Origin of the sequence: Pseudomonas sp. SMN11 (assembly GCF_052041945.1) — a bacterium.
Classification (GTDB): Bacteria; Pseudomonadota; Gammaproteobacteria; order Pseudomonadales; family Pseudomonadaceae; genus Aquipseudomonas.
Map to the genome: position 1 here is coordinate 43741 of NZ_JBKGGW010000032.1, position 12434 is coordinate 56174.

General features: G+C 62.2%; 15 protein-coding genes. 7 read left to right on the plus strand and 8 right to left on the minus strand.

Translation table 11 applies throughout. The annotated features are described in order from the left end of the window. Nucleotides 1-114: 114 nt before the first annotated feature. The gene (locus ACLEJU_RS22265) at nucleotides 115-1284 is read left to right on the plus strand and encodes a 1-acyl-sn-glycerol-3-phosphate acyltransferase (RefSeq protein ID WP_435424750.1); all 1170 of its coding nucleotides are present in this window, start codon (nucleotides 115-117) and stop codon (nucleotides 1282-1284) included. 37 nt (nucleotides 1285-1321) lie between these two features. Here the strand turns inward: ACLEJU_RS22265 and ACLEJU_RS22270 are convergent, their stop codons facing one another. Then, a complete protein-coding gene (locus ACLEJU_RS22270; protein WP_435424751.1) occupies nucleotides 1322-1582 on the minus strand; it encodes a hypothetical protein in 261 nt (86 codons plus the stop codon). Nucleotides 1583-1742: 160 nt separating this feature from the next. Between ACLEJU_RS22270 and ACLEJU_RS22275 the strand changes: the two genes are divergently transcribed. Then, nucleotides 1743-1949, plus strand: a complete 207-nt coding sequence (locus ACLEJU_RS22275) for a hypothetical protein (RefSeq protein ID WP_435424752.1) — start codon at nucleotides 1743-1745, stop codon at nucleotides 1947-1949. A 70-nt stretch (nucleotides 1950-2019) separates the two neighbouring features. Here the strand turns inward: ACLEJU_RS22275 and ACLEJU_RS22280 are convergent, their stop codons facing one another. After that, nucleotides 2020-2604 carry a YajG family lipoprotein gene (locus tag ACLEJU_RS22280; RefSeq protein WP_435424753.1) on the minus strand — a complete coding sequence of 195 codons (585 nt, stop codon included), beginning with the start codon at nucleotides 2602-2604 and terminating at the stop codon, nucleotides 2020-2022. A gap of 145 nt (nucleotides 2605-2749) precedes the next feature. Here ACLEJU_RS22280 and ACLEJU_RS22285 point away from each other — a divergent pair, with 145 nt between their 5' ends. Next, the gene (locus tag ACLEJU_RS22285; RefSeq protein WP_435424754.1) at nucleotides 2750-2983 is read left to right on the plus strand and encodes a hypothetical protein; all 234 of its coding nucleotides are present in this window, start codon (nucleotides 2750-2752) and stop codon (nucleotides 2981-2983) included. A 604-nt stretch (nucleotides 2984-3587) separates the two neighbouring features. Continuing rightward, nucleotides 3588-5093, plus strand: a complete 1506-nt coding sequence (gene mqo / locus ACLEJU_RS22290) for a malate dehydrogenase (quinone) (RefSeq protein ID WP_435424755.1) — start codon at nucleotides 3588-3590, stop codon at nucleotides 5091-5093. Between the two features lie 55 nt (nucleotides 5094-5148). Here the strand turns inward: mqo and ACLEJU_RS22295 are convergent, their stop codons facing one another. The 4 genes from ACLEJU_RS22295 to ACLEJU_RS22310 all read right to left on the minus strand — a co-directional run bounded on the left by ACLEJU_RS22295 (nucleotide 5149) and on the right by ACLEJU_RS22310 (nucleotide 7063). Beyond that, nucleotides 5149-5439 (minus strand): PA4642 family protein, encoded by a 291-nt coding sequence (locus ACLEJU_RS22295; RefSeq protein ID WP_027918322.1) that lies wholly within the window; start codon nucleotides 5437-5439, stop codon nucleotides 5149-5151. Nucleotides 5440-5506: 67 nt separating this feature from the next. Continuing rightward, a complete protein-coding gene (locus ACLEJU_RS22300; protein ID WP_435424756.1) occupies nucleotides 5507-5977 on the minus strand; it encodes a hypothetical protein in 471 nt (156 codons plus the stop codon). Nucleotides 5978-6029: 52 nt separating this feature from the next. Next, nucleotides 6030-6503 carry a WbuC family cupin fold metalloprotein gene (locus ACLEJU_RS22305; RefSeq protein ID WP_435424757.1) on the minus strand — a complete coding sequence of 158 codons (474 nt, stop codon included), beginning with the start codon at nucleotides 6501-6503 and terminating at the stop codon, nucleotides 6030-6032. Between the two features lie 2 nt (nucleotides 6504-6505). Next, nucleotides 6506-7063, minus strand: coding sequence for a hypoxanthine-guanine phosphoribosyltransferase (locus tag ACLEJU_RS22310; RefSeq protein ID WP_054887476.1), 558 nt, complete (start codon nucleotides 7061-7063; stop codon nucleotides 6506-6508). A gap of 161 nt (nucleotides 7064-7224) precedes the next feature. On the opposite strand from ACLEJU_RS22310, the gene upp reads away from it, so the two are divergent. Both upp and ACLEJU_RS22320 read left to right on the plus strand, forming a co-directional pair. Then, nucleotides 7225-7863 carry a uracil phosphoribosyltransferase gene (upp, locus tag ACLEJU_RS22315; RefSeq protein ID WP_011532223.1) on the plus strand — a complete coding sequence of 213 codons (639 nt, stop codon included), beginning with the start codon at nucleotides 7225-7227 and terminating at the stop codon, nucleotides 7861-7863. A 2-nt stretch (nucleotides 7864-7865) separates the two neighbouring features. Beyond that, nucleotides 7866-9140 (plus strand): uracil-xanthine permease family protein, encoded by a 1275-nt coding sequence (locus ACLEJU_RS22320; RefSeq protein ID WP_435424758.1) that lies wholly within the window; start codon nucleotides 7866-7868, stop codon nucleotides 9138-9140. Between the two features lie 118 nt (nucleotides 9141-9258). Here ACLEJU_RS22320 and hemH read toward each other — a convergent pair whose 3' ends face one another. Together hemH and ACLEJU_RS22330 are read right to left on the minus strand one after the other, a co-directional pair. After that, nucleotides 9259-10272, minus strand: a complete 1014-nt coding sequence (gene hemH / locus ACLEJU_RS22325; protein ID WP_435424759.1) for a ferrochelatase — start codon at nucleotides 10270-10272, stop codon at nucleotides 9259-9261. 13 nt (nucleotides 10273-10285) lie between these two features. After that, the gene (locus tag ACLEJU_RS22330; RefSeq protein WP_435424760.1) at nucleotides 10286-11191 is read right to left on the minus strand and encodes a TIGR01777 family oxidoreductase; all 906 of its coding nucleotides are present in this window, start codon (nucleotides 11189-11191) and stop codon (nucleotides 10286-10288) included. A 187-nt stretch (nucleotides 11192-11378) separates the two neighbouring features. Between ACLEJU_RS22330 and ACLEJU_RS22335 the strand changes: the two genes are divergently transcribed. Next, nucleotides 11379-12365 carry an NAD(P)/FAD-dependent oxidoreductase gene (locus ACLEJU_RS22335; RefSeq protein ID WP_435424761.1) on the plus strand — a complete coding sequence of 329 codons (987 nt, stop codon included), beginning with the start codon at nucleotides 11379-11381 and terminating at the stop codon, nucleotides 12363-12365. Nucleotides 12366-12434: the final 69 nt, after the last annotated feature.

Here is a 12434-nt window from a genome sequence, read left to right on the forward strand (position 1 = left end):
CGGGGTGACTTGTGCGTATAATTGCCGGTCTGTTTACAGGGCTTGCGTGTGCACGAGCCGTTTTTCGGGCCCCACCCCTTACCTTATTACCCTAGCCGTTTCCAACAAGAGAGCATGATGGGCGAATTCGATGCCATCCGACCGTACGACGATGCTGAGGTCCCTGCCGTTCTGGCACGCCTGCTCAGCGACCCGGCATTCCTCGATATCCTCACCCACTTCAAGTTCCCGCGCGCGGCCGGCGCCTTCGGCTGGCTGCTCAAGCCGCTGATCGCCCGGCGCCTGCGCAAGGAATTTGCCGGTGTCACCTGTGTGTCGACCCTGCAGGACAAAGTCGAGTACTACGTCGACCAGACCATCGAGCGCGCCACCGACGGCGTCACCTATTCCGGCGTCGAACAGCTCAAGTCGGGCACGGCCTATCTGTTCCTGGCCAACCACCGCGACATCGTCATGGACCCGGCCTTCGTCAACTACGCGGTGTACCACGCCGGCCTGCCGACTCCGCGCATCGCCATCGGCGACAATCTGCTGCAGAAGCCGTTCGTCAGCGACATGATGCGCCTGAACAAGAGCTTCATCGTGCACCGCTCGATCAGCGGCCGCCGCGAAAAGCTCGCGGCCTACCAGTTGCTCTCGGCCTACATCAACCACTCGATCCGCAATGACGGCACGTCGATCTGGATCGCCCAGGCCGAAGGCCGCGCCAAGGACGGTGATGACCGTACCGATTCGGCGATCCTCAAGATGTTCCACATGAGCCGCAAGGACGAGCCGTTCGGGGCGGTGATCCAGAGCCTGAACCTGATCCCGGTGTCGATCAGCTACGAGTACGACCCCTGCGACCAGGCCAAGGCCCGCGAGCTGTACATCCGCGCCACCACCGGCACCTACAAGAAGGCACCGGGCGAGGACGACAACAGCATCGCCAAGGGCATCACCGGCTATAAAGGCCGGGTGCACATCCACTTCGCCCCGCCGGTGACCGAGTACTACGAGGACACCAAGCAGTTGGCACAGGAAACCGACCGGCAGATCCTCGGCGGCTACCGCCTGTTCCCGGTGCATTACTTGGCCTATGCGTTGTGGAGCGAGAAGGATGAGGCACTGCAGGTGCCGAGCGCCGAGAAGGTGTTCCCGGCCGAAGAGCTGACCAAGGCCAGGGAAGAATGGCAGCGCCGCCTGGATGCCTGCCCCGAGGAGCAGCGACCGTACCTGGTGTTGCAGTATGCGACACCGGTGCGCAACCAGTATCAGGTCAAGCAGCAGGCACCTGTCGCCTGATCAATCTTCCTGGGGCCGCAATGCGGCCCCAGTCGTTTCAGATCCAGGTGCTCAACCAGGACAGCAGCAGCGCCATGGCCAGGCAGGAAAAACCGAGGATGTAGTAGTAGCGCGGCACGCGCTGGTCGAAGGCATCCACCAGCCCCTCTTCCACTGCCAGGCTCTCACGGCTGGTCGCCTCACGCCGCCGCGCGCTCTGCAGCAGCAACCCGCCAGGGCAGGTCAGCAACAGCGCCAGCAGATTGATCAGCTTGGTAGGGTGGGCGGAAAGAAAGCCCCAGAGCACTTGCAACGACATCACTCAACCTCGGTCATAGCCACAGCGAAGCCCGGCATTCTACCGGAGTCCGCCCTGCCCGCCCGGTCTTGGCGACAAAGTGTCACTAGATTTCATCTGTCACATGCTCGTCATCAGGGCAGGCCATTCTACCGGCCTTTTCCCCTACCGGAGCTTGTTGATGCTGCACGCCGAAAACCAGGACCGCCTCTATCTCGTGACCCAGAGCGATGAGCAGCAGGCGTTGATCGATGGTTTTGCCATCAATGTCCAGGACCGCCAGTGGCTGGTGTACTGCGCGCTGGGTGGGCATATGCACGAGGACCTGCCCGAGGTGGATGCAAGCACCGGCGTCAGCTTGCTGGATTTTCACATCGAAGCCGCCTAGGTCGTTACAGACAACAAAAAACCCGCTACCTGGTGCTCAGGCAGCGGGTTTTTCATTTGCAGCGTGAGGCTTACTCGCCCAGCACCTGACCAATGGTCGGGTCCTTGAACAGGCGGGTCAGTGCATCGCTCAACACATCGCCCACCAGCTGGGTGTTGGTGTCCTGGTTCGGCGCCATGCCGAAACGCTGGTCCAGCGAAGCACCGTAGCGGCCGCTGTAACGGCGGCTGGCATTCTGCACATCGGCACGGAAGGTGGCCCCGATAGTAGCTTCGGTCACGTACAGGTTGTCTTTCGGCGACTGGTACTTCAGTTCGGCCAGGGTCACGGTCAGCTGCGGTGCGTTGTAGGCGTTAGCCGTCGGGGTGAAGCCGAGCAGGCGCACGGCGGCTTCGGCCTGGGCCTGCAGCTTGGGCACGACATCATTGCCACTGACGCTGATGGTACTGGTTTCAGGGTACATGCCACCACGGGTGCCCAGGGACTGCGAAGCACGCCCGTCGACCACCTTGACCACCACCGGCTGGCCGTGGCCGACCGGGGCGAGCTGAGCCTTGAGCGTGGGTTGCGGGCTGAGTTGTTGCGGGCTGTGGGCACAACCGACCAGGCTGAGGCTGGCCACGGCAATCAAACCGAACAACAGACGTTGCAACATGCGCGTTTCTCCAGAAAATACGGCAAAGGCCCACAGTATACCCAGCCAGGCACAGACCAGTCATCGGTCCGGCCCGCTTGTCACAATCGTTTCATGGCCGCGCCGTTATCCTTGCGCCAAGCCCAAACGAACAGGACGTACCGCCATGGCCTCGCTCTGGACACTGCTCTGCCAACGCCCGCGCCACAATGCCTACGCCCGCCTCGACGGCGAGGGCAAATGCCTAGCCTTCAAGCAATGCAGCCAGGTCCCCAGCGGTAGCGGATGGGTGCAGATTAGCGAAATCCAGCTGGCCTGGTTGGGCCGTGAACTGCCCGCCGAAGCCCGGGTTTGCGCCCGCGCAAGCCGCCGTTGGCACCAGCGCATCCTAGCGGCCTGACAAACGCTGCAATAAAAACCACGAATTACGACCTTTCTGCCCGCGACATCGTTATAATCTCCCCCCGATTATAAGGACGTCTCCTGATCGGGCCCCGCACTCGCCGACTGACCCCGGCACCTTCACCCGCTTCGCCCACAGAGAGCCTTCCACTCAGGTCTTGCATCGGCTGTCGTGCCTGCTTTTCCGGCCCTTCGCACTGCATGAACCTGTGGGTTGCCATCGCGCAGTCCCCTTTTGAGGTTCACGTCTCCAAAAGAGCGTGAAAAAACGGTTTTCACTACTTCACAAGAGTGTGGCGAGCAAATGAACAGTCTGGCATGTGCAAAAGCAGCAGATGTGTCCCGAACAGCCCTGAACAGGCGGCTTATGCATTCATTTCGGATGAGTGCCTGAGGTCGTTCCATAGCGCACGCACGACACCTTGACCATAAGTCGAATTGCCGCACCCGTGGCAATCAGGGTTCAATATCGCAACCCAAAGACTGATTGGCGGTGTCCGCGGAAGTGGCAAGAACTGCGAAGAGTCGGACATGGCGATCCTGGCAACCCCAGTGGTCCTATGCTGTCAATTAGGTAGCTGTAGATTGTGGAGACGCGTTAAATGGCGCAGAACGAATCGGTTGATGTGGTACTGGTAGGCGCAGGCATCATGAGTGCCACCCTGGCCGTACTGCTCAAGGAGCTTGACCCGACCCTGAAGCTTGAGGTCGTCGAGGCAATGGACTCCGGAGCCGCGGAAAGCTCCAACCCCTGGAACAACGCAGGTACCGGCCATGCCGGCCTGTGCGAGCTCAACTACACGCCCCAGGCCGCCGATGGCAGCATCGACATCAAGAAGGCCGTGCACATCAACACCCAGTTCGAGGTCTCGCGCCAGTTCTGGGCATACCTGAGCAAGAAGAGCACCTTCGGCTCGGCACGTGCATTCATCAACCCGGTCCCGCACCTGAGCTACGTCGAAGGTGACAAGGGTGTGTCCTTCCTCAAGAAGCGTTTCGAAATGCTCAAGCAGCATCACGCCTTCGCCGAGATGGAATACACCGAAGACAAGGCCGTGATGAACCAGTGGATGCCGCTGATGATGCCAGGCCGCCCGGCCGACCAGCACATCGCCGCAACCCGCGTGGCCAAAGGCACCGACGTCAACTTCGGGGCACTGACCAACAAGCTGCTCAAGGTGCTGGGCGACAGCGCGGACGCGCAGGTCAAGTACAGCAAGAAAGTCGTCGGCCTGCGCCGTAATGGCAGCGGCTGGACCGTGAGTATCAAGGACGTCAACAGCGGCGGCGCCCGCGAAGTCGACGCCCGCTTCGTGTTCCTGGGTGCTGGTGGCGCGGCGCTGCCGCTGCTGCAACTGTCCGGCATTCCGGAAAGCAAAGGCTTCGGCGGCTTCCCGGTGAGCGGCCAGTGGCTGCGTTGCGACAACCCGGAAATCGTCAAGCAGCACCAGGCCAAGGTGTACAGCCAGGCTGCAGTCGGTGCACCGCCGATGTCGGTGCCACACCTGGACACCCGCGTGGTGGACGGCAAGACTTCGCTGCTGTTCGGCCCTTACGCCGGGTTCACCACCAAGTTCCTCAAGCACGGCTCGCTGATGGACCTGCCGCTGTCGGTGCGCATGGGCAACATCGGCCCGATGCTGGCTGTAGCCCGCGATAACATGGACCTGACCAAGTACCTGGTCAGCGAAGTGATGCAATCGATGGAACAGCGCCTGGAGTCCCTGCGCCGCTTCTACCCACAGGCCAAAGCTGAAGACTGGCGCCTGGAAGTGGCTGGCCAACGCGTGCAGATCATCAAGAAGGACCCGAAGAAAGGCGGCATCCTGCAGTTCGGTACCGAGCTGGTCTCGGCACAGGACGGCAGCCTGGCAGCACTGCTCGGCGCCTCACCAGGCGCGTCTGTAACCGTGTCGATCATGCTCGAACTGATCGAGCGCTGCTTCCCCGAGCAGGCCAAAGGTGCCTGGGCTGCCAAGCTCAAGGAAATCTTCCCGGCCCGCGAAAAGGCCCTGGCCACCGATGCAGCGCTGTACCGCAAGATCAGTGCCGACAACGATGTGGCGCTGGAACTGGTGGAAGACAGCCCGGCCAAGCACTACGCCTGAGCCGGCCTGAAACGAAAAAACGCCCCGCGGGGCGTTTTTTTGTGCCTGGGCTTTATCAGCCGCGGGCCTTGGCGATGATCTCGACGTACTCCGGAGCGTTGCGCTGGTCGGCGATCACTTCAACGAAGGTCTTGCCGTGCTCGTCCTTGCCATCCAGGTCCAGGCCAGCCTCGACGAAGAAGCCCACGAAGCGCTCGAAGTCATCGACGCGCAGGCCACGGTAGCCTTTGATCAGTTTGTGATGCGAAGGCGAGGTCACGCCATCGGCCGGCTCAAACTGGAGGAACGACTTGATGTAGTCGTCACTGATTTCGTCACCAATCACCTGCTTCTTGTCTTTGCGCATTGCCGGCTCCAACTGACCATCATGGAATTTCGAAGGCCGGCAGTTTACCCCCCACAGGTAGCACGCCTCAACGCGAACGTACGGTGCCGGTGTGCAGGTCGGCCCAGATGTGGCCATTGGCGTAGGTCAGGAACTGCACATAGACCGTCTCGTTGCGCAGCAGGTCCATGATCACCCGGTAGTCACTGACGGGGTAATTGAGGCTCAGGGTGCGGGTTTTGTCGTCGTACACCGGTTTCTTGAGGCTTTTGCCGGCCTCACCGTCGAAATTCACCAGCACCTGACTGACCGTCGCGCCCTTGCTCAGCGGCTTGCCCTTCAGGCGCATCTGCAGCGAAGCGGTGATCGGGATAGGCTGCTGGTCGGACTGGCGCTGGGCCCCCACCACCACCGAGTAATCGGTTACTTGCAGCAACTGCTGGCCGGTCGGCGCTTCCTGGCGCAGGGACTGGTCATCGGGCGGGAGGAACTGGCTGTGCAGCGGTGCGGCGGCGAGAGGCAGGCTCACCGCCAGCAGCAGGGGAAGAATCGCACGCATGTGAGGCTCCTTGGCATGAAGGAGCACTCTAGCATGCAGGCAACGGCAGGCCTCAATCGAACTGTGCGAGCATCCAGGCTTGGTACTCAGCCACGCCGGGTTCGCCTTCACGTGGCGCCCAGGCCGCATGCTCACCCTCGACCAGCTGGCGGTAAGGCCCGGCCTTGCACTCGAACATGATGGTATTGGCTTCGAGCGCCACCAGGCCATGGTAGACGCCAGGCGGCAAGTCCACGCCCATGCACTCGCCACCGGCTTCGAGAACACGCGTGCTGGTCAGCGTGCCCTGCTCATCGAACAGCAGCAGGCCGAGGCGGCCCTTGAGCACCAGCAAGGTTTCGGCCTTGTCATCGCTCAGGTGCCGGTGCGGTGCGATATAGGTTGAGGGCTGCATGCCGATCGCCAGGCGATGACAAGGGTCTGCCATGTCATGGAAGTTGTGATGGTGCCGCAAACGCGGCGCATCGGCGGCTTTTTTTGCCAGCCCGGTAAACAGCGTTTGATCGATGAATTCAGGCTGGATCATGGTTACAGTCCCTTGACTGCGAAAATGCCGTTTGCGTTACGCCAGTAGCCTTTATAGTCCATTCCGTAACCAAAGATATAGCGATCAATGCACGGCAGGCCGGCATAGCTCGCCTTCAGGCCTGGGCTGGCCTTGCGGTCGTGGTCCTTGTCGATCAACACGGCGGTGTGCACGGCGCGTGCGCCGGCATGCTTGCAGAACTCGATGATGGCGCTGAGGGTGTGGCCTTCGTCGAGGATGTCATCGACGATCAGTACGTCGCGGTCGATGAACGACACTTCCGGCTTCGCCTTCCAGAACAACTCGCCACCACTGGTCTGGTTGCGGTAACGGGTGGCATGAATGTACGAGACCTCCAGCGGGAACTGCAGGTGGGTCAGCAGTTTGCCGGCAAAGATCAGGCCGCCGTTCATCACACAGAACACCACTGGGTTGGTGTCGTGCAGGTCCTTGCAGATCTGCTCGCCGACCTTGGCGATGGCCGCTTCGACTTCGGCTTCGTTGTACAGGCAGTCTGCCTCGCGCATGACTTGACGGATGTGCTCGAGATCGGCGGACATGGCGCTCTCCGGGGGGTGCATTTTGGAAAAGCGGGCAAAGGTACGCATCCGCTCGTCACAGATCAAGCATTTATGGACTAACGTGCAAAAGGACTGCACGACAGCAAAGGCTGAATAGATTAATCTAGCGCGGTTTTTTTGCCCGCCTTTCGGAGCCCCCTATGCCCACTCGTGAGATCCGCCATCCGCTGATCCGCCACAAGCTCGGCCTGATGCGCCGTGCCGACATCAGCACCAAGAATTTTCGCGAACTCGCCCAGGAAGTCGGCGCGCTACTGACCTACGAAGCCACCCAGGACCTGCCCCTCGAAACCTACGAGATCGACGGCTGGTGCGGCAAGGTGCAAGTTGAAAAAATCGCCGGCAAGAAGATCACCGTGGTACCGATCCTGCGCGCCGGTATCGGCATGCTCGACGGCGTGCTCAGCCTGATCCCGGGCGCCAAGGTCAGCGCCGTAGGGGTTGCCCGCAACGAGGAAACCCTCGAAGCGCACACCTACCTGGAAAAGCTCGCACCGGACATCAACCAGCGCCTGGCCCTGATCATCGACCCGATGCTCGCCACCGGCGGCTCGATGGTCGCGACCATCGACCTGCTGAAGAAGGCCGGTTGCAAGGAGATCCGTGCCATGGTGCTGGTCGCCGCACCAGAAGGCATCGAGGTGGTGGAAAAAGCCCACCCGGACGTCCAGATCTACACCGCTTCGATCGACCAGCGCCTGAACGAGCATGGTTACATCGTCCCAGGCCTGGGCGATGCCGGTGACAAGATCTTCGGCACCAAGCAGAAGGACGCCTGACCATGCAGGACGGCTTCAACGACCCGCTCTGGCGCCAGGTCGTTTCGGGCGCGCAGATGCTCTTCGTGGCATTCGGCGCGCTGGTGCTGATGCCGCTGATCACCGGCCTCGACCCGAACGTGGCGTTGTTCACCGCCGGTATAGGCACCCTGCTGTTTCAGCTGGTCACCGGCCGTCAGGTTCCGGTATTTCTGGCTTCGAGCTTTGCCTTCATCACCCCGATCATCCTCGCCAAGGGCCAGTTCGGCCTGGCCGAGACCATGGGCGGCGTGATGGCCGCAGGCTTCGTGTACACCTTCATGGGCCTGATGGTGAAGATCAAAGGCACCGGCTTCATCGACCGCATGCTGCCGCCCGTGGTGATCGGCCCGGTGATCATTTCCATCGGCCTGGCCATGGCCCCGATCGCCGCCAACATGGCGATGGGCAAGGCCGGTGATGGTACTGCGCTGATGCCATACAAGACTGCGATGCTGATCTCCATGCCGGCCTTGCTGACGACATTGATCGTCGCCGTGTTCGGCAAAGGTATTTTCCGCCTGGTACCGATCATCTCGGGCGTACTGGTAGGCTTTGCCCTGTCGTTCGCCTTTGGCGTGGTCGACACCGCCAAGATCGCCGCCGCGCCGTGGCTGGAAATCCCCAACTTCACCGCGCCAGCCTTCAACTGGCAGGCCATCCTGTTCATCGTCCCGGTCGCCCTGGCGCCAGCGATCGAGCACATTGGCGGGGTGATCGCAGTCGGCAGCGTGACTGGCCGCGACTACCTGAAGAAGCCCGGCCTGCACCGCACCCTGCTGGGTGATGGCCTGGCCACCACCGCAGCCGGCCTGTTCGGCGGCCCGCCCAACACCACCTACGCCGAAGTGACCGGCGCGGTGATGCTGACCAAGAACTACAACCCGAAGATCATGACCTGGGCGGCAGTCTTTGCCATCACCCTGGCCTTCATCGGCAAGTTCGGCGCGCTGCTGCAGAGCATCCCGGTACCGGTGATGGGCGGCATCCTGTGCCTGCTATTCGGTTCGATCGCGGCGGTGGGCATGAACACCATGATCCGCCACAAGATCGACCTGGCCGAAGCGCGCAACCTGGTGATCGTTTCGGTGACACTGGTGTTCGGTATCGGCGGCGTGCTGATCGGTAGCGGCGACGGCCCGGACGACTGGGGCCTGAAGGGTATTGCCCTGTGCGCCATCGTGGCGATTGCCCTGAACCTGATCCTGCCGGGCAATGACGGCTGGAAGCACAAGAAGCTGGATGATCAACTGCCTTGAGATCCTCGGGGCTGCTTTGCAGCCCTTTCGCGACACAAGGCCGCTCCTACAGAAAGATCGCGGTCTCTTGTAGGAGCGGCCTTGTGTCGCGAAGGGGCCGCAAAGCGGCCCCCTCACTTCAAACCTTTTCGCACATCTGCGCCAGCACCTTCACCCACTCCGGATGATCATTCAGGCACGGCACCAGCACCAACTCCTTGCCGCCCGCCTCGATAAACTGCTCGCTTCCGCGCATGCCGATCTCTTCCAGCGTCTCGATGCAATCGGCAACGAACGCCGGGCACATCACCAGCAGCTTCTTCACCCCGGCCTTGGCCAGCTCATCCAGACGCGTCTCGGTGTAGGGCTCGATCCACTTGGCCCGGCCCAGGCGCGACTGGAACGACACCGACCACTTGCCGTCCGGAATGCCCATCTTCGTCGCGAAAGCCTTGGCCGTTGCCAGGCATTGCCCGCGGTAGCACACCGCGCGCATCTCGGCGCTGGCATCCTTGCAGCAGTCTGCCGCCTGGAAGTCATGCTTGCCGGTCGGGTCGAGCTTCTTCAGGTGGCGCTCAGGCAGGCCATGGAAGCTCAGCAGCAGGTGGTCGTAATCCTGTTGCAGATACGGTTTGGCGCTGGCGACCAGGGCATCGATATACGCCGCATCATCGTAGAACGGTTGCAGCACCCGCAGCTCCAGCGGCAAGTGCCGCTCGGCGACAGTCTGTTGTGCCTGCGCCACCACCGTGGTCACCGTGCTATCGGCGAACTGTGGATAAAGCGGCGCCAGGGTCACCTTGCGCACACCTTGTGCAGCCAGGCGCGCCAGCACCTCGGGCAACGCCGGCTCACCGTAGCGCATGGCAACTTCCACCGGGCCGTGTGGCCAATGCTCAACCATCGCCGCCTGCAGGCGCCGGGTCAGCACGACCAGCGGCGAGCCTTCATCCCACCAGATCGAGGCGTAGGCGTGCGCCGACTGCTCCGGCCGCTTGACCAGGATCAGCGACACCAGCAGACGCCGTACCGGCCATGGCAGGTCGATCACATAAGGGTCCATGAGGAACTGGTTGAGGTAGCGGCGCACATCGGCCACCGAGGTGGAGGCCGGGGAACCCAGGTTGACCAGCAACAGAGCGTGATCGGTCATGCAGCGTCCTATGTCAGAGGCGGCTGGACAGGTTGCCCAGGGCCGATTGCAGATCGTTGAAGCGGAAGGTGAAGCCCGCCGCCAGCAAGCGCACAGGTCGCGCTCGCTGGCCGCCGAGCAGCAAGGTCGACAACTCGCCGAGACCGGCCTTGAGCAGCAGGCCGGGCATGGGCACGAACGCTGGCCGGTGCAGGGCACGCCCCAGCTGCCTGGCGAAGTCGCGGTTGCGTACCGGCTCTGGCGCGCAGGCATTATAAGGACCGCTGGCATCCTTGTGCTGCAAGAGAAAATCAATCAGGGCGATCTGGTCGTCGATATGCACCCACGGCATCCACTGCCGGCCATCACCCAACGGCCCGCCCAACCCCAACTTGAACGGCAGGCGCAGGCGCGACAAGAAGCCGCCGTCACTGGCCAGTACCAACCCGGTGCGCACCAGCACCACGCGAATGCCAAGGTGCTGTGCCCGCTGGGCGGTTTCTTCCCAGGCAATGCACAGCTGGCTGGCGAAATCTTCGCGAACCGGCGGCGAGGCTTCGGTCAGTTCGCGCTCGCCGCCATCGCCGTACCAGCCCACGGCGGAACCGGAAATCAGCACCTCGGGGCGCTGTTCACGGCTGCCCAGCCAGGCCAGCAGTTGCTCGGTGAGCGTGATGCGGCTGGCCCACAACAGGTTGCGGCGCGCTGCCGACCAGGGCCGATCGGCGATCGGCGCACCGGCCAGATTGACCACTGCGTCCACTTGCTCATCGGCGCCCAGGTCTTCCAGCCGGCCAATGCCCCGCACCCCGCTGCCGCACAATCGCGGCACTTGCTCAGGGCGCCGGCTCCAGACGGTCAGACTATGGCCCTTGCCAAGCCAGTAATGGCAAAGGTGCTGGCCGATCAACCCTGTACCACCTGTCAGCAATATATGCATGGCTGTGTCCTCGCAGCGTGCGGCCATGGTCTATTTTTAAGAACAAGGCACTTTTCCAGACCCATCGCTATCGGATAACCATAGGCCAACCTACCTATGATGCGGAATAACCTTATACAAAGATTGTGCATTGTACAGGTTTGCCTGACAGCGTAGTCTGCCTACAGCAAGGTTCGAAGAGGCCATCATGACAGTACCTATTGCCATCATCGGTGCCGGTATCGCCGGCTTGTCTGCCGCCCAGGCGCTGCAAAAGGCCGGGCAATCGGTCCATTTGTTCGACAAAGGCCACGGCAGTGGCGGGCGCATGGCAAGCAAGCGCAGCGAAGCCGGCGCCCTGGACCTTGGCGCGCAGTACTTCACTGCCCGCGACCGGCGCTTCGTCGAACAGGTGCAGCAGTGGGTCGCTGCCGGCTGGGCCGAACAGTGGAAGCCGCAGCTGTACAACTACCTTGATGGCGAACTCACCCCCTCCCCCGACGAACAGACCCGCTGGGTCGGCGTGCCACGCATGAGCGCCATCACCCGCGGGCTGCTCAAGGACGTCACGGTGAACTTCGGCTGCCGTATCGCCGAGGTGTTCCGCGGCAAGCAATTCTGGCACCTGCAGGACACCGAAGGTTGCAGCCATGGCCCATTCAGCCGCGTGGTGATCGCCGTGCCCGCGCCCCAGGCCACCCAGTTGCTGGCCGCCACGCCCAAGCTCGCCGCTGTGGCAGCCGGTGTGCAGATGGAGCCGACCTGGGCCGTCGCCCTGGCCTTCCAGACACCGCTGGACACGCCGATGCAAGGCTGCTTCGTACAGGACAACGCGCTCGGCTGGCTGGCCCGCAACCGCAGTAAACCTGGCCGTGAAGAGCACCTCGATACCTGGGTGCTGCACGCCACGTCCGACTGGAGCAAGCAACACATCGACCTGGCCAAGGAAGAGGTGATCGAGCAATTGTGGGGGGAATTCGCCGAGCTGGTCGGCTGCGTGGTACCGGCGCCGAGCTTCGCCCTGGCGCACCGCTGGCTGTATGCGCGGCCGACCAGCAATCATGAATGGGGCGCACTGGCCGATGCCGACCAAGGCCTGTATGCCTGTGGCGACTGGTGCCTGTCAGGCCGCGTCGAAGGCGCCTGGCTCAGTGGCCAGGAAGCCGCGCGACGGCTGCTGGAACATCTCGAATAACAGCATTCGGCAAAGCTATACAAAAATACTAGTTTGCATAAGTTTCTGGCTGTGCTGGAATGAACTTGT